The sequence below is a fragment of the Dermatophilus congolensis genome (genome assembly GCF_900187045.1).
Lineage (GTDB): Bacteria > Actinomycetota > Actinomycetes > Actinomycetales > Dermatophilaceae > Dermatophilus > Dermatophilus congolensis.
On sequence record NZ_LT906453.1, the window covers coordinates 886,126 to 909,326 of the forward strand.

At 60.7% G+C, this 23,201-nt stretch carries 14 protein-coding genes; 7 read left to right on the plus strand and 7 right to left on the minus strand.

Annotated elements, in window-relative coordinates; genetic code table 11:
• Positions 1–150: 150 nt before the first annotated feature.
• Both CKV89_RS03860 and CKV89_RS03865 read right to left on the minus strand, forming a co-directional pair.
• A complete protein-coding gene (locus CKV89_RS03860; protein ID WP_028327803.1) occupies positions 151–3,657 on the minus strand; it encodes a proline dehydrogenase family protein in 3,507 nt (1,168 codons plus the stop codon).
• Positions 3,658–3,807: 150 nt separating this feature from the next.
• Positions 3,808–5,664 (minus strand): sugar phosphate isomerase/epimerase and 4-hydroxyphenylpyruvate domain-containing protein, encoded by a 1,857-nt coding sequence (locus tag CKV89_RS03865; protein ID WP_028327802.1) that lies wholly within the window; start codon positions 5,662–5,664, stop codon positions 3,808–3,810.
• 671 nt (positions 5,665–6,335) lie between these two features.
• Between CKV89_RS03865 and CKV89_RS03870 the strand changes: the two genes are divergently transcribed.
• The 4 genes from CKV89_RS03870 to CKV89_RS03885 all read left to right on the plus strand — a co-directional run bounded on the left by CKV89_RS03870 (position 6,336) and on the right by CKV89_RS03885 (position 14,065).
• Positions 6,336–8,645 carry a cell wall-binding repeat-containing protein gene (locus CKV89_RS03870; protein ID WP_028327801.1) on the plus strand — a complete coding sequence of 770 codons (2,310 nt, stop codon included), beginning with the start codon at positions 6,336–6,338 and terminating at the stop codon, positions 8,643–8,645.
• A gap of 377 nt (positions 8,646–9,022) precedes the next feature.
• Positions 9,023–11,110 (plus strand): AAA family ATPase, encoded by a 2,088-nt coding sequence (locus tag CKV89_RS12200; protein WP_231935441.1) that lies wholly within the window; start codon positions 9,023–9,025, stop codon positions 11,108–11,110.
• A gap of 8 nt (positions 11,111–11,118) precedes the next feature.
• Complete coding sequence (locus CKV89_RS03880; protein WP_051277721.1) at positions 11,119–12,330, plus strand: McrC family protein; 1,212 nt, start codon at positions 11,119–11,121, stop codon at positions 12,328–12,330.
• 268 nt (positions 12,331–12,598) lie between these two features.
• Positions 12,599–14,065 carry a DEAD/DEAH box helicase gene (locus CKV89_RS03885; RefSeq protein WP_095068574.1) on the plus strand — a complete coding sequence of 489 codons (1,467 nt, stop codon included), beginning with the start codon at positions 12,599–12,601 and terminating at the stop codon, positions 14,063–14,065.
• A gap of 207 nt (positions 14,066–14,272) precedes the next feature.
• Here CKV89_RS03885 and CKV89_RS11710 read toward each other — a convergent pair whose 3' ends face one another.
• Together CKV89_RS11710 and CKV89_RS03890 are read right to left on the minus strand one after the other, a co-directional pair.
• Positions 14,273–14,422 (minus strand): hypothetical protein, encoded by a 150-nt coding sequence (locus tag CKV89_RS11710; protein ID WP_154657704.1) that lies wholly within the window; start codon positions 14,420–14,422, stop codon positions 14,273–14,275.
• 148 nt (positions 14,423–14,570) lie between these two features.
• Entirely contained in the window at positions 14,571–16,382 is a 1,812-nt protein-coding gene (locus tag CKV89_RS03890; RefSeq protein WP_051277719.1) for a cell wall-binding repeat-containing protein, read from the minus strand.
• 329 nt (positions 16,383–16,711) lie between these two features.
• On the opposite strand from CKV89_RS03890, the gene CKV89_RS03895 reads away from it, so the two are divergent.
• Positions 16,712–18,241 carry a class I adenylate-forming enzyme family protein gene (locus CKV89_RS03895; protein WP_028327800.1) on the plus strand — a complete coding sequence of 510 codons (1,530 nt, stop codon included), beginning with the start codon at positions 16,712–16,714 and terminating at the stop codon, positions 18,239–18,241.
• Between the two features lie 156 nt (positions 18,242–18,397).
• Positions 18,398–18,856, plus strand: coding sequence for a hypothetical protein (locus CKV89_RS11715; protein ID WP_154657703.1), 459 nt, complete (start codon positions 18,398–18,400; stop codon positions 18,854–18,856).
• 13 nt (positions 18,857–18,869) lie between these two features.
• Here CKV89_RS11715 and CKV89_RS03900 read toward each other — a convergent pair whose 3' ends face one another.
• From CKV89_RS03900 to CKV89_RS03910, 3 genes are all read right to left on the minus strand, one after another.
• Complete coding sequence (locus tag CKV89_RS03900) at positions 18,870–19,295, minus strand: hypothetical protein (protein WP_028327799.1); 426 nt, start codon at positions 19,293–19,295, stop codon at positions 18,870–18,872.
• 127 nt (positions 19,296–19,422) lie between these two features.
• Positions 19,423–20,451, minus strand: coding sequence for a cell wall-binding repeat-containing protein (locus CKV89_RS03905; RefSeq protein WP_028327798.1), 1,029 nt, complete (start codon positions 20,449–20,451; stop codon positions 19,423–19,425).
• A gap of 98 nt (positions 20,452–20,549) precedes the next feature.
• The gene (locus CKV89_RS03910; RefSeq protein ID WP_157728079.1) at positions 20,550–21,794 is read right to left on the minus strand and encodes an O-antigen ligase family protein; all 1,245 of its coding nucleotides are present in this window, start codon (positions 21,792–21,794) and stop codon (positions 20,550–20,552) included.
• Between the two features lie 363 nt (positions 21,795–22,157).
• Between CKV89_RS03910 and CKV89_RS03915 the strand changes: the two genes are divergently transcribed.
• Positions 22,158–23,198, plus strand: coding sequence for a TIGR03560 family F420-dependent LLM class oxidoreductase (locus CKV89_RS03915; RefSeq protein WP_028327796.1), 1,041 nt, complete (start codon positions 22,158–22,160; stop codon positions 23,196–23,198).
• Positions 23,199–23,201: the final 3 nt, after the last annotated feature.

The window sequence follows — 23,201 nt, forward strand, 5'->3', positions numbered from 1 at the left end:
CGATCACGTAGTTGACTCGCATGGTGGGCGAGATTTGAAAGTGTGGGTGATAAGAGTACACGCGCTTTCGCTCTGCAGTAAAAAGTCATTCTAAAAGGGCGTGAAAAATTACCGGCCCATCGTTTGGGCCGGTAATTTGTCGTGCGATGTTTAGTTTTTGCTTGGTGTGCTGAGTTCAGCTGCGAGGGCATGGAAAGGCCCTGACGCGTTACCGAACCGATGAAGTGGGATCGACAAAGACTGCTCCTTCACCCAGTTGCGTAGCTCTACCCGTCCTGAGGCAGTGATGGGGTCAGCGAGCAAAGCCACGGAAGGACGTGAAGCAAGCCGTTCTGTTACAAGATCGGGAAGGGAACCGATGATGCGTACCCGTGCCCCGATACCGCTATCCAGGCTGGTGTTTGCTAGGGCGTCAGCGAAACCAGTGTCATCGAGCCAGCGAACAGGTGGGGTAGGAAGCGTCTGCTCGATGTGCTCCAACAGGTTTTTGACAGTGCTGCTTACTTGAGGGTGCGCGGCAATAAGCACCCGAGCGCCAGTGGTGTGTGCAGCCAGTGCTGCGCGCGCTATTTCGCGGGCGGGTGCGTCTTGGCTGATGCGCAGCGCGACATCGGCGCGACGGTAGCGGAAAAGGTTGGCTTCAGATGTCAGGCCGGTCCGGTCACGAGGAGTGCTGAACTCTTTTTCCCAGGCACGGCTATCGCTGGCAGCGGCAGCTGCCAGCCAGGCTGTGTCGTTTTCGTCAAGCTGGGCCGCAGTAGCCAATTGCGTGACTACAGGCGCAGGGGATGTGGGGGTGCTGCTGGTGGTGTCGGTGTCGTGCCAGGTGCCCATGAGCATGACGTAGTTGGGGCCGCCTGCCTTGGAACCAAGCCCAACTGAAGATTTCTTCCAGCCGCCGAACGATTGGCGCTGAACAATGGCGCCGGTGATGCCTCGATTGACGTAGGCGTTACCGGCCTGGACCTGGTCGAGCCAGGTGCGGACCTCGTCGGCGTCGAGGCTGTGGATGCCTCCGGTGAGGCCGTAATCGACATCGTTTTGAAGTGCGATGGCGTGGTTGAGGTTTTCGGCGTGCATGAGTCCAAGAACAGGGCCGAAAACTTCGGTGTGGTGGAAGAAAGAGCCGGGCTTGACGCCGTCTTTGATGCCTGGGCTCCAGAGGCGTCCGGTGTCATCGAGTTGACGTGGCTTCAGCAGCCAGGTTTCGCCCGGTTCGAGGGTGGTCAGTGCGCGGTGGAGCTTATCGCTGGGGTTTTCGGTCAGGGGCCCTACGGTGGCGCTGAGGTTGTGGGGCAGATCGACGATGAGTGAGCTTGCTGCATCAACGAGTTGGCGGCGGAAGCGTTCGGAGTTGTAGACGCTGCCGACACAGATGGCCAAGGACGCTGCGGAGCATTTTTGGCCAGCGTGCCCAAAAGCGGAGTTGACTAGGTCAGCTGTGGCCAGGTCGCGGTCAGCTGATGGGGTGATGATGATGGCGTTTTTGCCTGATGTTTCAGCGTTGATGGTTAGGCCGGGGCGCCATGAGGAGAACATGGCAGCGGTTTCGTAGGCGCCGGTGAGGATGATGCGGTCGATGCCTGGGTGGGTGACCAGTGCTCGGCCGACGTCGCCTTCGTCGGGGGCGATGACGTGGAGCAGATCGCGGGGGACACCTGCGTCCCATAGTGCTTCGACAATGGCGGCGGAGCAGTGTGGGGTGGGTGCGGAAGGTTTGTGGATGACACCTGCTCCTGCAGCCAAGGCGGCGATTGTGGAGCCAGCGGGGATGGCTATGGGGAAGTTCCAGGGAGGGGTGATCAGGACAGCGCGGTCAGGGGTGAAAGTGGCGTCGGTGATGCCCTCGAGTTCGAGGGCGCTGTGGGCGTAGTAGCGGGCGAAGTCGATGGCCTCGGAGATTTCGGGATCGCTTTGGCCGATGGTTTTTCCTGCTTCGGCGGCGGCGAGGGAGATGAGGTGGCTGCGGCGGTGGGCGAGGATGTCAGCGGCGCGGTAGAGGATGTGGGCGCGTTCGAGTGCGGGGCGGGCGGCCCATTCGTGGGCAGCTTTGCGGGTGGTTTCGACGAGGTCGTCGACGTCGTTGAGGTGCAGGGGGGCAGGAGTGGTTTGCTGGTTGAGCCATTCGGGGGTGGCTCGTTGGATGGTTTCGCGTGCCCAGGTTTGGTTGCCGGGCAGAGCCGGATTGGTGTCAGGTTCGTTAGTAAAAGGTGGGAGCAGCTCGGCGGTGGGGCGTGGGTCGGGGAGTTGTTCGGTGGCGCGGTTCTGTTGGTCGTTGGGTGGTGGGGGTGTGTGCCCGCGGGTGTTGAGGATGTGCTGCAGCGCGCTCAGGGATTCACGGAAGCGTTTTTCTTCGCGTTGGAAGGTGGGGTTGTCCGGGGTGATATCGAAGATGCCGGACATGAAGTTTTCGGTAGCGGCGTTTTCTTCGAGGCGGCGTACGAGGTAGGAGATGGCGGCGTCAAATTCTTCGGGGCGGACAGCTGGCACATATAGCAGAGGGCGTCCTAGATCGTTGCCGATGGTTTCGACTTGGCTGGAAGCCATGCCCTGGAGCATTTCGAATTCCATGCGGTCAGTGACGCCGCGTTCGGTGCCCAGAAGATGGGCGAAGGCAATGTCGAAGAGGTTGTGGCCAGCGACGCCGATGCGTAGGCCGCGCATGTTCTCGGGGTTGAGGAGCCAGTGCAAGACGAGTTTGTAGTTGGCGTCGGTGTCGGTTTTGGTGGGGCAGGTTGTCAAGGGCCAGCCGGCTATTTCGGCGTGCACACGTTCCATGGAGAGGTTGGCGCCTTTGACGAGGCGGACTTTGATGCCTGCTCCGCCGTCGGTGACGCGTTGGTTAGCGAATTCGGCGAGTTCTTGCATAGCGCCGAGGGCGTCGGGCAGGTAAGCCTGCAGGACGATGCCGGCTTCGAGGTTTTTGGTTTCGGGGGTGGATAGCAGGCGGCGGAAGATTTCGACGGTCAGGCGTAGGTCGCGGTATTCCTCCATGTCGAGGTTGATGAATTTGGTGCCTGCGGGGGCGCGGGATGCTTCGAGATAGAGGGGGGTGAGGCGTTCGGTGACGTATTGGACGGTTTGGTCGAATCCCCACATTGAGATTTGGGAGGCGATGGAGGAGACCTTGATGGAGACGTAGTCGACGTCGTCACGGCTGAGAAGTCGTCGAGTTTCATCGAGGTGGATAGTGGCTTGTTCTTCGCCGAGGACTGCTTCGCCGAGGAGGTTGATGTTGAGGCGGTTGCCTTGTTTGGTGAGGCTGCTGATGGCGCGGTCGAGGTGGCGCTCGCGGGCGTCGACGATCATGTGGCCGACCATTTGGCGGATGCGGGTGCTTGCGGCGGGTACGACGATGTTGGGGAGTGTGGGTGCTAGGAGTGAGCCGGCGTTGATTTGGGCGCGGTCGAGGTGGGAGAGGGTTTGGGGGGTGATGTTGCCGAGTTCGGCGAGGGCGTGGGCGGCTGCGCGGCGGTCGTCGGTGCGGATGACGCGGTCGACGAATCCGACGGTGAATTCGAGGCCGTTGGGGTCAGAGAGCACTGCGGCGAGGCGGGCTGCGCCGGGTTCGGTGATGGTGTGTTGGGCGCTGGTGGTGAGCCATTGGCGGACCTTGGTGGTTGCTTGGTCTGCGATGTGTGTGAGGTCGTGACTCATGGGTGCCTCCCGTGCTGTGTGGCCCCCGTTGGCCACGCTTGGGTGCAGTCTGACAACTTTTTGTGGGTAGTGGGCGTTGGTGGGGATTTAGGCGCGCCGTCTTGTAGCTATGGGAGTGTTGTTGGGGCAGTAGGGTGCTGGTGGGGTGGGTTAGGGCTGGTGGTGTGTTTGGGCGGCGAGGCGTATGTGGGTGTTGGGTTCGCCGTAGCCGTTGTATCCGTTGTTGCGTTGGAGGAGTTCGATGATGAAGTTGTTTCCGGGGGTGGTGATGTAGGTGTGTAGGAGGGTACCGCCGTTGTTGTCTTGGTCGTAGTAGAGGTTGTGGTGGCGTAGATGGTTGATGGTGGTGGTGTCGAGGTTATAGCGGGCTTGGAGGTCGTCGTAGTAGTTGGCGGGGATGGGGAGGAAGCGGATGCCGTTGTTGCGTGCGGTGGTGATGGTGGTGGTGATGTCGGCGCAGTTGAAGGCGATTTGGTCGATGGTCGAGTGGGTGTGGCCGTTGGCGAGGATGATGCGTAGGTCGCCGTGGGTGGGGCGGTAGGGGCGGCTGAGGCGGCGGCCGATGGGGCGGATGAATTCGCTGGTGGGGCCGGGTTGGAGGTTGAACACGGATTGGTAGAAGGATTGTTCGGCGGGGTGCAGGGTGGGTGGGGTGGTGGTGCCGATGTGGTCGATTCCGGTCAGTGTTGCCTGGTGGGATGGTGGTGTGGGGGTGGGGTAGCCATTGCGCCAGTCGTCGTCGGCGTTTTCGGGGCCGGTGAGGAATACGTGAAGGCCTCCGGGGGCGTCGATGCCGGGGAGGGCGGAGTCGTAGCGGCCGCGGCGGTGGGTGACGGGGGGCCATAGGAGCGCGGTGGCGCGGGTGGCGACGTCGCGGACGTGGTCGACTTCGAGGGCGATGGCGGAGATGTAGGGGCGGGTTGCTGGTGGTGTGGGGGTGGGCAGGGTGGTGAGGCAGATGTGGGCGTTGCCGTTGCTCCACCACTGGACGGGGCGGGTGGTGTGGGTGCTGGCGTGGTGGAACCCGAGGGCTTTGAGGAGGGAAGTGATGCTGGTGGTGGGGTTGAGGTCGTCGTTGTCGGTGGTGCTGATGGCGATTTCGATGAAGGCGGGGTTGACGCGTTCAGGTGGTGGGGGTGGGTCGAAGAGGTCGATGGTGGGGGTGGGGTGGCCGGCGGTGGTTTGGTGGTTGCGGCGGTGGCGGAGTTGTTCTTCGAGGATGAGTAGGGAGCGCATGCCGTCGAGGGCGTTCATGCGGGGGTTGGCGTCGCGGACGATGTCGGAGAAGATTTCGAGGGACAGGGGGCCGCGGTAGCCCAGGTCGATGACGGTGCCGACGAGTTCGACGAGGTTGAGGTCGCCTTGGCCGGGGTAGCAGCGGTGGTGGCGGGACCAGGTGAGGACGTTCATGTCTAGGTGGGGTGCGTCGGCGATTTGCATGTAGCCGATGCGGTTGGCGGGGATGTTGGTGAGGGCGGTGGGGGTATCGCCGCGGGAGAGGATGTGGAAGGTGTCGATGGCCAGGGTGATGGCGGGGTGGTCGGTGTCGGTGACGGTTTTCCAGGCGTGACCGATGCGGTTGATGTGGGTGCCCCAGGCGAGTGCCTCGTAGGCGATGGTGATGCCGTGGTCGGCGGCGAGGTTTCCGACGTGGTGGAGTTGGTGGGCGCGTAGGTCGGGGTTGTCGATGGCGGTGGGGAGGGCGTTGGAGCAGGCCAGGGCTAGGTGTACGCCGAGGCGTTGCATGGTGGTGAATTTGTGGCGGAGGCGGTGCAGGACGGCGGGGAAGTGATCGGGATGCCATCCTTCGATGTCGCGTAGGGGTTGGAATATTTCGATGGTTAGGCCTAAGCCGCTGCAGCGTTGAGCGATTTCGGTGGGGGTTAGGGGGCTGGCGATGAGGTCGTTGTCGAAGAGTTCGATGCCGTCGTAGCCGGCTGCGGCGATGGCGGAGAGTTTTTGGGTGAGGGTGCCGGCGATGGAGATGGTGGCGATGGCTTTACGCACTGGGTGACCTCGGTGGGGTGGGGATGGTGGTGTTTTTAGTGTGTCAGGGGGTTTGTGAGCAGGGGAGGTGGGTTGTGTCTGAAAGGGGTGAGGGGTTGTGAAGTTGTGTTTTTGTGGACGTGTGTTCAGGGCGTGTGTTTAGTTTTTTGTGTTCGTTGGGTGGTTTTTGTGAGTGAATATGGACGGGTGACTTGGGTGTTCGTTCATTTCATTATTTGGTCGTTCCTTGTCGACAAGTTTGAGTGTGTTGATGTGGTGGTTTTTAAGTAAATTTTGAGTTTCCTTCGGGTGGTTTACAGGTGGTTCTTGGATGAGGTTTTTGTTCCTGTGTGCTGGCTGTTCAGTCAGAGTTGAGAGCGTATAGGTGCTGGTGGGTGTGGGGTTGAGGGGTTTCGGTGAGTTTTTTTCCTCAGGTTCATTAGTGTTTCTCCGACCGCGCGCAAAATTTCTATTTACTTATTTCTGGTTTCTTTTCGTATGAACGGGGTGGGGTGGTCGCGGGGATTGCGGGTAACGGTTTTGTGGCTACATTCGATGTTGTGGCCGGAATGACGGAGTTGCGTTTCCCCATAGCGTCCCGTCGGCCCTTTGTGAAAGTCCCCTTCATATTTGGTGGGGCCTATTCACCACTAAACCGAGTTCTTTCACAGCATCGCCTTCAGGAGGCTCAAGTGAACTCTGCAGCCAAGCTGCGTACCCGTGGAATCGCCGCGTTCGGCGCCACCGTCCTCGTCGCCACCGCTTTCGGCCCCGCCGCCATGGCCTGGGAAGCCCCGGACGCTACGCCCGAGGTCGCCAAGACCGGCTCGATTGGCCTCATGGACACCAGCGTGACCACCGAGGGCACGCAAGGCGCCAAGGCAGTCATCGCCGGTCAGTCTTCGCAGGCTGTCGGTGACATCGTCATGGCCGTTCCCGCCACCTATCAGAAGGGCGACTACATCGACCTCGCCCTGCCTCAGCAGGTCGACCCGAACGCTCGCGTGACCTGGGCAGGCCTGCCCTCGATCAAGGTTGACGGCCCTAAAGCCACAGGCACGATTGTCAACCCCACCAGCCCCGCCTCCCCAGCTGCGAACAACGCCGCTCAGGGCCAGGCTGCCAACTTCGCCCCCACTGGTTCAGACGTTGCCCCCACGGCACCGTCTATCACCCCCACCATCGTCGGTGGAGCCTACGGCGACAAGACCATTCGTCTGACCTTCAACTCCAGCGTTGACGCCTCCAACTTCAACGCCAAGTTCGTAGTGACCCTCAGCGGCTTGAAGGTGAATGCTGGCTCCAAGGCTGCTGGTGGAACGAACGGTGAAGTTGTTGTCACCGCATCTGCTCACGACGCTGCAGGTACAGTCCGCGACGGATTCTTCGGCGGCTCGACAGCAGCCAAGCCCGAAACCGTTCCGGCTTACATCTCGCGGACCGCCATCACCACCTCCAGCTCCGCTCTCATCAACTCCACGACGCCAACCGCTCAGGCCCTGGGCGACGTAGAGGTCCGCGCCACTTCTGGCACCTTCGGCGCTGGTGACTTCAAACTCACCATTGACCCCGCCACGGCAACCACGGCCACCGACCAGGTCTCCGTGACCTTCTACGACGCCTCCGGCAACGCCCTGAACACCACCCCAGAGAAGGTTGCCCCAGCTGACGGCGTCATCACCGTTGCTGATGCCCAGGTGCCTGACGCAGCTGTGCGCGCAGTGGTCTCCGGCGCAATCGTCACCCCCATCGCTGGCCAGACCCAGGTCAAGATCGCGGTGAACACCCTCGGTGCCATCACCCCGCCAGCTGGCCCACTCACCAGCACCAACGTCAACCAAACTGACATTGCTGTTGACACCGCCAACTCCATGGCAATGATCCCGCTGACCAACAACGCCAACCGCGTCTCCGGTGCCAGCCGCTACGAGACCGCACTGCAGGTCGCCAACGGCCAGTACGCCAACGCCGAGACCGACAACGTTGTGATCGCATCCGGTGCGAAGAACAACTTCGCCGACGCCCTCTCTGCGACCTACCTCGCCTACGAAAAGAAGGCTCCCGTCCTGCTCGTGCAGCCCGACACCGCCCCCCAGGTGGTCAAGGACTTCATGTACAACCACGGCGCCAAGCGAGCCTTCATCGTCGGTGGTGAAACCGCTGTCTCCGCCGCTGTTGCCAACGAGCTCGCTGGCCTCACCGCCACCGACTGGACCACCCCGACCGACAAGACGACCCTCACCACCACTGGTACCAGCAAGGTTCAGGTCACCCGCCTGTCCGGCACCAACCGCTACGACACCAACCGTGTCGTGAACTCCTACGCCGCCACCAGCTCGGGTGTGGGCATGACCGTCGGCACCTACGGCAAGGCAGCCAAACCCAGCGCCATCATCGCCAACGGTGAAAAGCCCTGGGACGCCCTGGCCGCTGGCCCGCTCGTCGGTGGTCAGACCGGAATCACCACGGCAGGAACTGGCCTACCGATCATCCTGACCAGTAGCGCCTCAACCTTCCGCCCCGAAGCCATGAGCCAGCTCAAAGGCTTCAACATCGGCCGCACCATCTTCGTGGGAGGCGCCGCAGTACTGCCTGACGCCCTCGCCACACAGTCCGCAACCGACGTCACCCGCCTAGCAGGCACCAACCGGTTCAACACCGCCGAGCACATCGGTAACTTCCTCGTGAAGAGCGCCACCGCCAGCTCCACCAACACCGAGCCTGGCTTCGGACGCACCGGCACGACGCCTTACCTCGTCAACGGTGGCTACAACTCACTCGGCCAAGCCGATGACACCAAGTGGGCTGACGCACTTGCCTTGGCGCCCCGCGCAGCCGCTGAAGGCAACGCTCTGGCCCTCACCGCAGGGAACAAGCTCCCCGCAGACACGCAAGACTTCCTGCGGGCAAACAACACCTTGTTCACCGACGTCACCCCCGTCGGCGGAACCGACGTCATCGCCGACGCCCTCGTCAACGCCGCTCGCCAGCTCGTCAACTGACGCGCTCACAACGGCAACGACACGCCCCTGGCAGGGTGAAACCCCAGCCCGCCAGGGGCACCCCCACAATCCGTCCACCTCACCCATCGGGTTAGCAAAGCCACCCGAATAAAAGGGATACGACGGTAAATAAGAACACCCCTACAAAGGAGGGGCTCCCCGGACGGGAGGTGCTTTGCGTCCGGAGAGCCCCTCCTTTCGTGCGTCCGCTACGCCCACACGACCCACAACACCGCGAACTTCACCCCACAAACCCCACCCCAAAAAACCACAAACAACACCAAAACACCTCCAACACAACAAAATCCCTACCCAAACCAGCCCACCCAAAAACACCCGACACAACCCCATACCCACCGACACGCCAAACTAAACACATGGTCGAGGACGTCTACCCCATCAACACCAAGCAAACGATCCGCCGCGACGTGCTGGTACCACTCATGCTCTCCGTCATCGAAAACGCCGGAGGAACCCTCCACTCCTCCGACGTCATCGCCGAAATGGAAAAACGCTTCACCCCCACACCACACGAAGCAGCAACAAACAAATACGGCAACACCCACTGGATCGTCACCGCACGCTTCGACTCATACTGGGCAGCACAAATCGGCTGGCTCACCAAAGACGACAACCGCTGGACCATCACTACCGCAGGACGCCGCGTCCTCTACAACTACCCCACCCAACAAATCGTCGACGAACTCGACCGCCTCTGGCGCGAACGCCACCCCTACAACGAAACAACCCAACCCAGCCCCGAAGTCGCCCTCCTCACCCGCGCCCTCAACGCCCTCACCCCCGGCCACTGGACCACCTACAACGACCTCGCCCACACCACCGGCCTAACCCCCCACGCCGTCCACACCCACATGCAAACCCTCGGCCACGCCGCCAGCCACCGCGTCCTCCAACCCAACGGCACCATCGACCCCGACCTCGAATGGCACGACGGCCACAACCAATACACCAAAGACATCCTCACCAACGAAGGCCTCACCTTCGACAACGCCGGCCACGCCGGCCACGCCGCCCGCATCACCAGCCACGACTACGCCACCATCCTCGGCCTCAACACCCACACCCGCCACGCCTGGCACATCCACAACACCACCACCGGCCACGACCCAACCCCCTGGATCACCCACGGCTACATCGCCCTACCCACCCCCCACACCCCCCACCTCCACCCCCACATGACCCGCGCCCACCTCAGCGACCACATCAACCAAACCCACCCCGAACAAACCTACGAAGCCCGCGACAACCTCATCACCCAACTCAACATCTTCCTCAACCTCATCCACCCCAACGACATCATCATCACCACCACCGAAACCGGCTACTACCTCGGCCACATCACCGGCGACCCCGCACCCCACCCCAACCCCAACCACCACACCGAACTCCGCCGCGCCGTCACCTGGCACAACCCCACCACACCCGGCGACTACACCAACCTCACCCCCAACCTCACCAACGCCATGAACACACAAAACCCCCTCACCGACCTCACCCCCAACATCCAAGAACTCGAAAACCTCCTCACCCAACAACCCACCCCCACCCCACCAGCCCTACCCGAACCCAAACTCACCGCCCTCAAACAAGCCACCCCCAAACTCGCCAAAACCAACCACGTCTCCCAACGCTGGCTCCAAGAAACCATCGACCTGCTCTGGGACCGCCGCCAAATCATCTTCTACGGCCCACCCGGAACCGGAAAAACCTACCTAGCCCGCAAAATCGCCTACCACCTCACCCACCCCGACAACGTCAGCCTCGTCCAATTCCACCCCGCCTACAGCTACGAAGACTTCTTCGAGGGATACCGCCCCGCACCCCCCACCGACGACGGCCGCGTCGGCTTCCAACTCACCCCCGGACCCTTCCGACGCCTCGTCAACAACGCCAAAAACAACCCCGCCACCCCCCACATCCTCATCATCGACGAAATCAACCGAGCCAACCTCGCCAAAGTATTCGGCGAACTCTACTTCCTTCTCGAATACCGCGACGAAACCATCGACCTGCTCTACTCCACCGGCGACAAAGCCGGATTCACCCTCCCCGACAACGTCTTCATCATCGGCACCATGAACACCGCCGACCGATCCATCGCCCTCGTCGACGCCGCCATGCGCCGCCGCTTCGCCTTCCTACACCTGCACCCCCAAGAAGAACCCACCAACACCATCCTGCGCGGCTGGCTCAAACACAACGGCCACGACGAAACCCTCGCCGACCTCCACGACGAACTCAACACCCGCATCGACGACCCCGACTTCGCCATCGGCCCCAGCTACTTCATGCGCCCCGAAGTACGCCGCCCCGGCGGACTCGAACGCACCTGGCGAACCGCCATCCTCCCCCTCCTCGTCGAATACCACTACGGCGAAGACATCGACATCAACGCCCGCTACGGCCTCGACACCTTCACCCACAAACCCGACACCGACAACTAACAACCATCATGCCCACCACCACACAAACCCCCCTCCACCTCCAACTCACCGAAAACCAACCCACCCCCAACATCCACCTCACCCCCACCCAAGTCCACAACCTCCAAACCAGCGAACTCGTCACCCTCACACCCGAACACGCCACCAACACCTGGACCCTCACACCCCGGAACCACGTCGGAGTCGCCCGCATCGGCAAACACCACCCCATCGAACTACGCATCACCCCCACCATCCCCATCCCACGCCTACTCTTCCTCCTCGGCTACGCCGAAGACCTCACCGGATGGCAAGACGGCAACGTCAACGTCGCCCCCAACACCGACCTACACATAGCCATGGCCACTGCCTTCGAACGCGCCGCCACCCGCGCCACCGAACAAGGACTCATCCAGGGCTACACCACCATCGAAGAAGCCACCCCAGTCCTACGCGGCCGCCTACGCACAGACGAACAACTCCAACGCCGCTTCGGCCTACCCATGCCCCTAGAAATCCGATACGACGACTACAACGTCGACACCCCCGAAAACCGCATCCTGCGCGCCACCACCGACCGCCTCCTACGCCTACCCAACCTGCCAGCCCCCACCCGCACCGCCCTGCACCGCCTCACCCTCCTCATGGCAGACGTCCCCCACCGACTCACCAGCAACAACCCCCCACACTGGCGCCCCAGCCGCCTCAACACCCGCTACATCCCCGCACTACGACTCGGCGAACTCATCCTCAAAAACGCCTCCATCGACGCCCACCACGGCCCAACCCCCACCGACGGATTCCTCCTCAACCTCCCCGACCTCTTCACCCGATTCATCACCAAAGCACTCACCAAAGCCACCCCCACACACCACGGCACTCTCGAACAACAAAACAGCCAATGGCTCGACCAAGAACACACCATCAAAATCAACCCAGATCTGCTCTGGCACACCACCCCCACCACCCCCAGCGCAGCCATCAATGCCACCTACCCCACCCCAGAAACCACCAACCCCCACACCGACATCCACCAAATGCTCACCTACTGCACCCGACTCAACCTCAACCACGGCCACCTGATCTACCCCCACACCACCAACACCACCAGCCACCACCACATCACCGGAACCAACATCACCATCCACCGACACGGCCTCGACCTCACCGCAGAACCCACCATGCTCCTGCACCACATCAACGACCTCGCACACGCACTCACCGCCCCCCACCAGCCCTAAAACCCCCACAGCCACCCATCCATGTCGACACCACCCCACCCCCAACCAACCTAACCGTGTAACGTAGACCACACGTGCTCGCCCTGTTCTGCCGCGAGCTGCACCATTTCGATGCCAGCCAGATGTCGTTGCGCTGCGACCCGGCCCCACTCACACCCCATCGCGTGTGAAAAACCGCCGCACACAAACCCCAGGTAAACATCCAGGGAACAAGGTCGCGCAGGCAGAACCGACCGCATCGACCCTTTTCCTTTGGAGTGACAAAACAGTGTCCATCGACACCTTCACCGACCTTGGCGTGCCCGCCGAACTCACAAAAATCCTCGCAGCCCAAGGCATCACCAAGCCCTCACCCATTCAAGCCGCCTCTCTACCGGACTCCCTCGACGGCGCAGACATCCTCGGCCGCGGCCGCACCGGTTCAGGAAAAACCCTGGCCTTCCTCCTACCCCTCGTTGTAGGCCTGGACGAAAACAACTACGAAGCGCGCCCCAAAAAACCCCGCGCCCTCGTACTTGCCCCCACCCGCGAGCTCGCCACCCAAATCAACACCGCACTGGCACCCCTCGCCAAGGAATACGACCTCACCCACGTCACTGTCTTCGGTGGCGTAGGACAAAAACCCCAGGTCGACGCCCTCCGCAAAGGCACAGACATTCTCATCGCCTGCCCCGGACGCCTCGAAGACCTCATGAACCAAGGCCACGCCGACCTCTCCGACGTCGAAATCACCATCCTCGACGAAGCCGACCACATGGCCGACCTTGGCTTCCTGCCCGGCGTCACCCGCATCCTCAAAGCCACCCCCGACGACGGCCAACGGATGCTCTTCTCTGCCACCTTGGACTCAGGCATCAAAAAACTCGTCGATAAATTCCTCCACAACCCCATCACACACGAGGCTGACTCAGCCCAATCACCGGTCACCACCATGACCCACCATGTCCTTCACGTCACCGACGAACACCACCTCGACGTGCTGGTTAACCTCCTGGCCCGCACCGACAAAGCTGTCGTATTCACCCGCACCAAACATCGCGCCAAGCGCATGGCCAAAAAACTCAACGCAGCAGGAGTGCCCAGCGTCGAACTCCACGGCAACCTCGCCCAAAACGCACGCACCCGCAACATGGCCGCCTTCAGCTCCGGAGATGCACGCGTCCTCGTCGCCACCGACATCGCCGCCCGCGGCATCCACATCGACCACGTTGACCTAGTCATCCATGCCGATCCACCCGTGGAACACAAGGCATACCTGCACCGCTCCGGACGCACCGCCCGAGCTGGCGCAGCAGGAACAGTCATCACGATGATGACCGACGAACAAACCCGTGACGTGCGCGACCTCCTACGCAAAGCAGGAATCAAGGCGCCCACCACTCGCGTCACCCCAGAACACACTCTCATCGCCGAGCTTGTCCCCGGCGAACCCAACCTCCCCGGTGCATGGACCTCACCGGTCCCCACCCCCAAACAACGTCCAGCAGGCCAAGGAACTGGCCGCCGTGGCCGCAGTCGTGGTCGAGGCCGTGACAGCGCAGGCCCCAGCGCTACCCGCAACAACGAAAACGTACCCCGCCACGGAACCGAACAGCCCCGCCCCGCCCGAAGTAACACCAGCACGAACGCCGGTAGCCACACACCCAACGGCACACCCACTGCAGGGCGAAGCCGAAGCCGTAAACGCCCCGCAAAACGCCGCGGAACACAACACAGCAGCAAACCAAATAACTAAGCCATCCAAATAACGCATGAGGAGGGGCGAATTCAGTGATGATTCGCTCCCCTCATGCCACGCAGAAGAACAGTTCTAAACCATCCTTCTGGGTGAGGTAAAGACTCTCCACATCATTGGTAGTGATGCTTGGCCCTGTCGTCCAGGACACATATACAGGAACAAACGCAGTCACCGTGCCTGAGCACCCGCCACGACCCAACACCATTAATACGGGACCGTGAAGTGACGCGATGGAGTAAATACACCTGGCCCTGCAGGAGGACTGATGGACATCGTCACGCCGCCTAGAGCGGTGACGAACGTCGCCTTAAGCGCACTGGCAGCCATGCTGCTAACTGCTGCCACAGGAATCACGTTTGCCACCGTTCCAGACAAAACAAGAGCAGTGCCGCATATAGCTTCCACACCCGCATCCGCTCAGTTAACTTCCCCGCCGCTCGCTGCCTATAAGTGACACGTCATTGGGGGGCACCCAAGTTGGGTGCCCCCCAATGACGTGTCATCAGCGGCCGTAGTTGATGGCGCCGTTGATCAGAGAACAGGAAGCTGTAGGCCGGTTAAACGGGTCGCCCCATCCGACGCACTTTGCTTGTCCGCGTGCCCACTGCTCTGCAGGCATGTGGTCGTAGTCGCTTCCACCAAAGTCGTTGTTGATCACACCGGAATCAACTTTCCGAAGCTCGGTGACAAACCAGGCCCGCTGAGTTGAAGAGAGGTAGGCGTAGCTGTAGGCGTGGCTCAGTTCGTGCGCGATGGTTTGCTTCACTGATGTGATCGACTGGTTGCGGTTAATCTCCACAACTCCGTTCGCCAGTTCCCCGGTGTCGGTGTACACGTAACTTGTGGTCAAACCCAAAATGTTCGGGTTGTTATCGATGGAGTCCACACATTTAATCGAGTACTTCGAAGACATGGGCACTGGATGGAATGACGTGACCAAACTTTCACACGTGTCACCTGCCGGGGCTGGATTTGGTGTTGGAGCCGGAGTTGATACGGTGTCGTCTCCCCCAGGGTAGGGCGGAAGCGGATTGTCGGTGACATTCGGAGCCTTGGTTAACACCGCAGCTAGAGCGGTATTCGACAGCGCCGAAGCTGGAGACAGCGCACCTACATAGCGCACACCTAGAACATTGAGCGCTCCAGCCACCGTCGAGGCTTGCTTCTTGTACTTAGCTCCTGCCGGAGGAACAAATAAGGTGGGGCCGTCACTGAGAGTTCCGCCAAGGACCGCTTCCTGCAAACGCGAAGTGGAAACCAAGTAGGCAACTTTCGACCCACTGGGGAAAGCGTGACGAGCGATGGCTGCGCTCGTGGTGTAACGGTCAACACCAGCTAAACGCCCAGTGCTGCGACCAGCAGCCGCTAAGGTCAAAGCGCGGGGTGTGACGACATTGCTGCCACCGAGGGCGTACACCTTGCGAGGAGTCAGCTGAGCAATCACATTTTTGATGGCAGCAGGAACTTGTCCGGTGTGGGGCACAGGGAGGACCGGACCTTTTGTTAGAGCACCAGCCGCAGCAGCGTCAGGCGAAGACTGAATCTGCTTTCGGGCAACCTGCCCAAGTCCAGCAAGGTAAACCTCTTCAGCGCCGTTGGGGAAAGCCCGGCGGGCGATGGCAGCAGCGGTTTCGTAGCTGTTGGCGCCAGAGAGCCGACTGACGTTACGTCCTTGAGCTGCAGACTGCAGAGTCTCGGCCGAGACAGCGCTTTCACCGCCCAAAGCGATCACCTGAGAAGGCGCCAGACGGTCAATTTCTTGGCGGACGTTGTCAGGCACAGCGCCAGTGGAAGGAACCATAAGGATGGGGCCATCGGACAAAGAACCAGCCGAGAGAGCGTCGGTGACCCGATCGCCCCGCGTGATATAGACCGTCTCAGCTTTACCTGGTTGCCAGGCTCGCTGCGAAATAGCTACGGCTGAGTCATAGACGCTCTCGGTGCCCAATCGAGGAACCGTGCTGGTGACAGCGGCGTGGACGCTGGCATCTGTGCCCTGGCGGAGCTGGTTCGTTAACGACTGGCGATTCTTGCGAGCACTCGTGGCGATGTTGGTGCCATTTGGTGCGGTGCCGCTGACAACCGGGGCGCCAGCCACTTCCACGGTGAGGCCTTGAATGGGGGAGCCGTTCTTGGTGTTGACTCCATAAACGTGAGTTGCTTTTGCCAGGGGGCCCTGATGAGTGACAGCTGTGGATGCAGTGGTCCGATCTGAAGCTGCTGCGCCAAGAGGAGAGCCGAGAACACCGGTGAGGGTCAGGGCGGCGGCGATGGCGATACTGGGACGCATGAGCGTGCCGGGAAACGAACGCATAGTGGGAGCCTTCCTAGCTCGACTCGCAGTTCTTTCTTGGGTTGTTTGGTGGAGGAAGTTCTGCGATGGGCCCATCCCTGGACCGTGAATGTTCGGTAACACAGGAGTTATGGACGCTTGTTCTGCATCCGAGGTTTTATTCGGCTGTTGCGGGGGGCATGTTGAGTACTCGAATGAAAAAAGTGACGAGAAGGTTTGCTTAATTACCGGGAAAAAGATGGGGTCAGGTTCGGGTTTCGTTGGGGGGGTGGTGCGCAGCAGCGTGAAACACTGTGACCAGCGTCGCTGCGAGAGCGTCCGTGTGCTGAGGAGGATTCACCGTGCCCGACATGACCTATTCCGGTTGGTTCACAGCTCGTGCACGCAGAGAGCCGCAGCGGGCAGCGTTGACGTTCGAGGGGCGCACCTGGACCTACGGTGAACTCTGCGATGAGGTGGACCGGTTAGCGCAAGGGCTGCGTGAACGGGGAGTTCGTCAGGCAGACCGAATCGCCTATGTGGGGGAAAACCACGCAGCGTTGTTGATGACGCTGATTGCTGCCGGTCGTATCGGCGCGATCATGCTTCCGGTGAATTTCCGATTGGCCGAAGAAGAGCTGGCGTTTATTCTCGCTGACTCGGGCGCTGTCGCGGTGGTGGCTGATCCGCCTCGTGCACAGCTGTTGGACAGTGTGTTTGCGGCGGGGCACGAAGGCGTGGCGGGGCGCGTGCGGCTGGTTGTGGACCAGCCTTGTGCTGGGTGGGAGGAGTTCACTGAAGTTGTGGGGGGCAGCGCACCCATTGATGCTCCTGCGCTGGTGCGTAACGATGACCCGGCGCTGCTTATGTACACCTCGGGGACTACGGGGAGCCCGAAGGGAGCTGTTCTCACACATGCGAATCTGTGGTGGAACGATGAGTCGCTGTTCGGGATTTTCCATGTCACGGCACAAGACACCACGTTAGCGGTGGCTCCGCTGTTCCATATCGCTGGTTTGAACGTCACGGTAGGGATGACCTGGAAGCGCGGTGGCCGTGTTGTTGTGATGCGGCGGTTCACGCCGGCAGCTTTCTTGTCCACGATCGAGACGGAACGAGTAAACACACTTCTGGCTGTGCCGGCTATGTTCTTGGCCACGATGCGCGCGCCGGAGTTCGCTGAGGCTGATCTTTCGTCGTTGCGGGTGTGTTTGTGTGGCGGGGCTCCTGTCCCGCCCCAGGTAGTGACGACCTTGGGGGAGCGTGGCGTCACCGTTGTGCCTGCGTATGGGCTGACTGAGTGTGCGCCGTGTGTCATGGTGTTGGCGCCCGATGCGGCTGCGACTCATCCATCCAGTGTTGGCAAGGTGCCCATGTATATGGACGTCAAGCTCATGCATGAAGGAGTGGAGCAGACCGGCCCTGAAGCTGAAGGTGAGATTTGGGTACGGGGCGGGAATATCACCGTTGGTTACTGGAACAATCCCGTGGCGACCGCTGCAGCTATCGACGAGGCTGGCTGGTTCCGCACTGGTGATGTGGGTCGGCGTGATGCAGCTGGGTTCCACTATGTGGTGGATCGGATCAAGGATGTTGTTATTACCGGCGGGGAAAATGTGTATCCGGCTGAGCTGGAGCATCATCTTCTCGATCACCCTGTTGTTGTAGAGGTCGCAGTGATCGGTACGGCTGACGATGTGTGGGGTGAGGCTGTGACGGCGGTTGTTGTTCCGGCAGATGGTGAAGAACGTGTTGGTGTGGATGATTTCCGTTCTGTTCTTGAAGGAAAAGTGGCTCGTTTCAAATGGCCTCGACGTATCGAGTTTGTGAACGAACTTCCTCGGAATGCTCAAGGAAAAGTTTTGAAAACGGTATTGCGGGATCGCTTTTCGGAAAAATGACATGTTTTTCGTCGTGTCTTCGTCATCAGAGCGAGGATTGTGTGAGGCCTCGCTAACCTTGAAGTGGCGATAGCGCATTCTCAAACAAGGGGCATTGGGGTTTGCTCAAGGGGGAGAGGTGCGAGTGTTAGTGGATGCTTCTGGGCGAGGAATGCGATGGTTTCTGAAAAAACACTGCGGGCTATCTGCGGTGTTCGTTATGTGTGCGTGGCGCTTTTGGTGTGGGTGGCGGTGACAGGTTGTGCGCGTTCAGCGGTTCCGCCGGAGTCGGATGATCCAGATAGTGCAGCGACGATGGTGGCCGGGAACTTGATGCCCGCGTTAGGGCCTGAAGACGCCACTCGTGTTTCTGATGCCGTGATACACACCTGTGAGGTGAGTCCGGCTGGGCGCGCGGTAGTAGAGGCTACTGTGCGTAATTCCGGTTCAGCGACAGCGACTTTCGTTGCTTCGGTGGAAGTGATGCACCAAGGTAAGCGGGTGGATTCGTTGGCGTTGATTGCCAGTGGTGTGGAGCCGGGACGTCAAGTGCGTAAACGTGGCCAGGGGGTGCGTACTGATTTGGTTAAGCCTGTGCAGTGTCGGGTGACTGGGGTGGATTCGGTTACTGGCTGAGTGGGCTGTTGTGTTACTCGCCGAGAAGGTCGAGCAGTACGTGGATCATTTCTGGTGAGCTGCCCAGCTGTTCGCTGATAGTGGGTGTGTCTTTGTCATCGAGGTAGGTGGCCTGCCACCAGATGGCATCGACGTCCCGTTCGGTGATGTGGGGGGTGATGAGCAAAGTGCGCCCCGTGGTGGGGACATGCAGCGCCCAACAGGTGTGGGTGGGGTAACGGATAACTGTGGTTTCTGGGTGGCTGGAGGCAATCTCTTTAGCGATAAGGGCTACCAGGGCGTGCTGAGCTGTGCAGGGGTTATCCAAGAGGGCCAGTTCGATATCTGAGGCGATGAAGCGCAGGCCGTTAGCGTGGTTGCCCCGCACAGTGGTGATGGCTGCTTCTTGCTCGCTGAGGGGGATTTCGATGGCGGTTTGGGGTAGAGCTACGGCGTTCATGAACCCTCCTGGTTGGTTCCTCAGCGATTCCGTTCGCTGGGGTGAAGCAGAGGACTACCTATCGGCAAGGTCACGATGAGATAAAGGTGTGCAGCGCTCGTCGTGGCGGGGGTGGTTAAGGGTGGATTTACCAGGAGCAGCGGTCGTCAAAGCTGGCGATATCGATGGTGTTTATTCCACCGAGTTGGATGGCTGAGCGCAGCGGCATCGCTCGGAGCAGGTCGGCAGTGCTGTTGGGCATGCAGGTGCTGGTGGTTAGGGTGATGGGGGCGGATGCTTTACCGGCTGCGGGAATGCCTGCGATGGCGTCAGGCCAGTGGGTGCCAGTGGTGAAGAAAACGGTGCTGGTTTTGCTCAGTGTGGGGGAGATGCTGATCAGTGCGGTGTTGGTGCTGTAGATGTTGTTGCCGGTGCCGCTAGTGTGCGTGATTCTGGCTGTGGGGGCGTTGGTGCGGATGGCTTTGTGAATGGCAGGAGTGAGACGTTTGGTGTTTCCGACTAGGTGGATGGTGCCTGTGTGCTTGATGCTCTGGGGTGGTAGGCCAGTAGGGGCGGCTAGGAGTAAGGGTGCGTGTTCGCCAGCGGCAGCTGCCCCGGCGGTGATGGCATCGGGCCAGTCATCGTCGTGGCCGCTGGCGACGTAGATCTTGCTGGGATGGGGGATGGTTGCGGCCAGGGCCGCAGCGGTGGTGTATCGGTTGGTTCCGTAGATGCGGGTGATGTGGGGGATATCGCGTAGCTGCTGGGTGAGGTGTTCTGGGAGGGCTTTGGTGCCGCCGACGAGGTAGATAGTGGTGGGTTGTAGTCGGCGGATCTCGGCGAGAACAGTCTCAGGGATGCTGTCGGGGGTGGTCAGGAGCAGTGGAGCCTCGGCGTGTGCGGCTGCTGGACCAGCAGCTAGGGCGTCGGCGCGGTTGAGGCCATTCGCGAGGTAAATGGTGCTGCTGCCGTTGGGCCAATATTTTTGGGAGATCGCTGTGGCGGTGCTGTATCGGTCAGTTCCAGCGATGCGGGTGAGGGTGGGCGGGGTTGTCCAGTTGATATGGGTGATTTTTGAGATGGGTGCAGGGTCGGCGGTGGCAGTGAAGGCGGTTGTGAGGGTTACAGAAGTGGCCAGGGCGGCGGCGATCAGGGGGGTGCGGGGGCGCATCAGCATGAGAGGGGTCCTTTCCTGCGGTCTTGATTCCTCCATCGGCATGAATAGGCCCGATACGCAGACGTATTGACGTGAAGTTGAGGGGGTTTCCTGACCTGTCAGGTTGCTGACTGTCCAGGCGCTGGTGCCTGGCGGCGTAGATGGATCGCGCAGATCGTTGCTGTGGTGAGCATGAGCCACCACGGCATCCATGGGATGGGGTTGCTGATGAGTACACCTGCCAGAGTGAAAGCCACCAGGTGAGTGATGAGCAGATGCTGGAGGCCAGCGCGGTCCAGGCCACGTGGACGTTGTGCTGCTGATGTGGCGTTGCGACGGGGAAATGCCCGGAAGATCAGGAAAGCGAGCAGAAGAGCCAAGGGGATCGACGCGAGAAGTCCGTATTCGGCCAGGAGCTGCACGAACCCGTTATGTGTGGGGGTTAAAGGGCGGGGGTTGTCTGGATCTTGGAGCCGCCACAGCGTGGTGAGGGAGCCGCCACCGACACCGGTCCATGGATGCTGACTCCACTGGTTGAGCGCGAACCGGATGAGTTCGAGCCGGAGGTTGTCAGAACGAATAGTGGAAGGATCACCGGGGTTTAGAACAGCTAAAACCACGTTCCGGAATGGCAGTAGCGCCGCAGCGACAACAACGACCATCACCAGGGAGAACATGGCACTGACGATGCGTGCCGCCGGCGGGCGAGGGCCAGCGTGACGTCGTTGGTGATGCAGCCGAGACCACCACATGCGGGCATTGCTGGAGCGAGTGAGCGCAAGCACCAAAGCAGAAGTCAAGACAATGGCCACAGCGATCAAAGATGAACGGCTACCGGTCATCCAGGTGAGCCAGATGCAGGTTGCCGCGGTTGCTACGAGCGCCAGTCGAGACAGAATCCCTATCTGTTCTGTCGCCCACCCAAGGGTGATCCCAATGGTCAGGACAAGGATGGTGGCGTAATTGTTCGTATTAATAAACATGGCTACTGGTGCATGCGGATCGCCTGTCCACGTGTAGTGGTGCACGCCAGTTACGGCTTCGCTGACGCCCATCGGTAGCGAGGCAACAGTGATAGCCAGCCACATCCACCTAGTCGCGCCCGGGGAATGCAGAAACAACCCCACAAGAGCGCACAACACACAGCTGGCAGCGATAGCGCTGGCGCGAGCATTATCTGTGTCAGCCATACCTGGCAACGACGCACGAAAAATATGGGAGGCGTTCCAGCAACCCACAAACACCGCAACCACATACACCGGCAGGTGCCGCCACCCGCGCAGCAGTAACGCGCCTGCTCCGGCAGCAGCGAACCCCCAATACATCGGCCACGGGTCGATAATCCTGTGTCCCACGATCGGCATCGCTAACACCCAGCCATATGCGACACCACTGCAGGCAGCCAACACCGATAACACCCGGGTCAGGCGGAACCACGCCGACCGGGGCGCAGCTTGCGCGCTCTGCGGTGGCTGCCAGTTCCGTTGACCAGAGGAACCGACCATATCGACTACCGCCATTTCCCCTCCTCGCTGGTGCGCCGCTGGGCGAGGACGGACCAATGCCTCCTCATCGACCCGATTCTGTCCGACATGAGACGGATATCCATTGAGGACAAGTGGTTTCGCTCGCAGCCGTGTCGGTTCTGGCAAGGCAGACTGGACACGCACGACGACCAAGCCCGGCCGCCGCGCACCTAAAAAACGCAGCGCGAAAGGGCGATAACCATGCGGTTCGGAATGTTCATCCCGCAAGGATGGCGGATGGATCTGGTGGGGATTCCGGCGGCGCAACACTGGGGAGTCATGGCAGGGCTAGCCCGCGCCGCCGACGCCAACAACATGTGGGAATCCATTTGGGTGCATGACCACTTCCGCACAGTCCCCGAACCCACCAACGAACCCACCCATGAAGCATGGATCCTTACTGCCGCTCTCGCGGCAGTAACCGGCAGGGTTCGGCTGGGGCAGATGAGCACCACCATGGGGTACCGAAACCCAGTGCTCTTGGCCAAAATGGCCGCCACTGTCGACATCATTTCGGAAGGGCGCCTGGATGTTGGGTTAAGCGCAGGCTGGTATGAAGAAGAATGGCTGGCCTACGGGTATGGGTTTCCTAGTGCTGGTGAACGCATCGGCATGCTTGCTGAAGGAATGCAGATTCTCCGGCAAGCCTGGACTACCGGCACAGTCACTTTTGATGGGCGTCATTACATCGCTGAAAACGCCACCGTTGAGCCTCGACCCTTGCAAGGCACGTTAGTGACAGGGTCACCAGTCAATGGCATTCCGGTGTGTATTGCTGGTGGGGGAGAAAAGAAAACTTTGCGGCTGGCTGCCCAGCACGCCGACTACACCAACTTCGAAGGCACTGCCGAAAAGTTCGCCCACAAAACCAACGTTCTTACCCGCCACTGCATTGATGTTGGCCGAGACCCGGCCACCATCACTCACACAGCCACGTACACCGTCATCGTTGGAGCGGACATCAGTGACATTAACGAAAGACTGCGCACTATCGGCAACCGCATGATCGACGGCGGTATCACCCCGGAGCAGGCACACGCACAAGTAGAACAGTTGCGGGCCCAACCGTTGGTGGGGACTCCAGACAAAATTTGTGACTATCTTGACGAAATGCGCGCCATCGGCCTGGACTACGCCATCGCGTACTTCCCCGAGGCCGCATACGACTCCACTGGTCTAGAGCTTTTTGAGCACTACGTCATCCCTGAATTCCGTCCACGTAAGAAAATGCGTCTGCTCTGACCC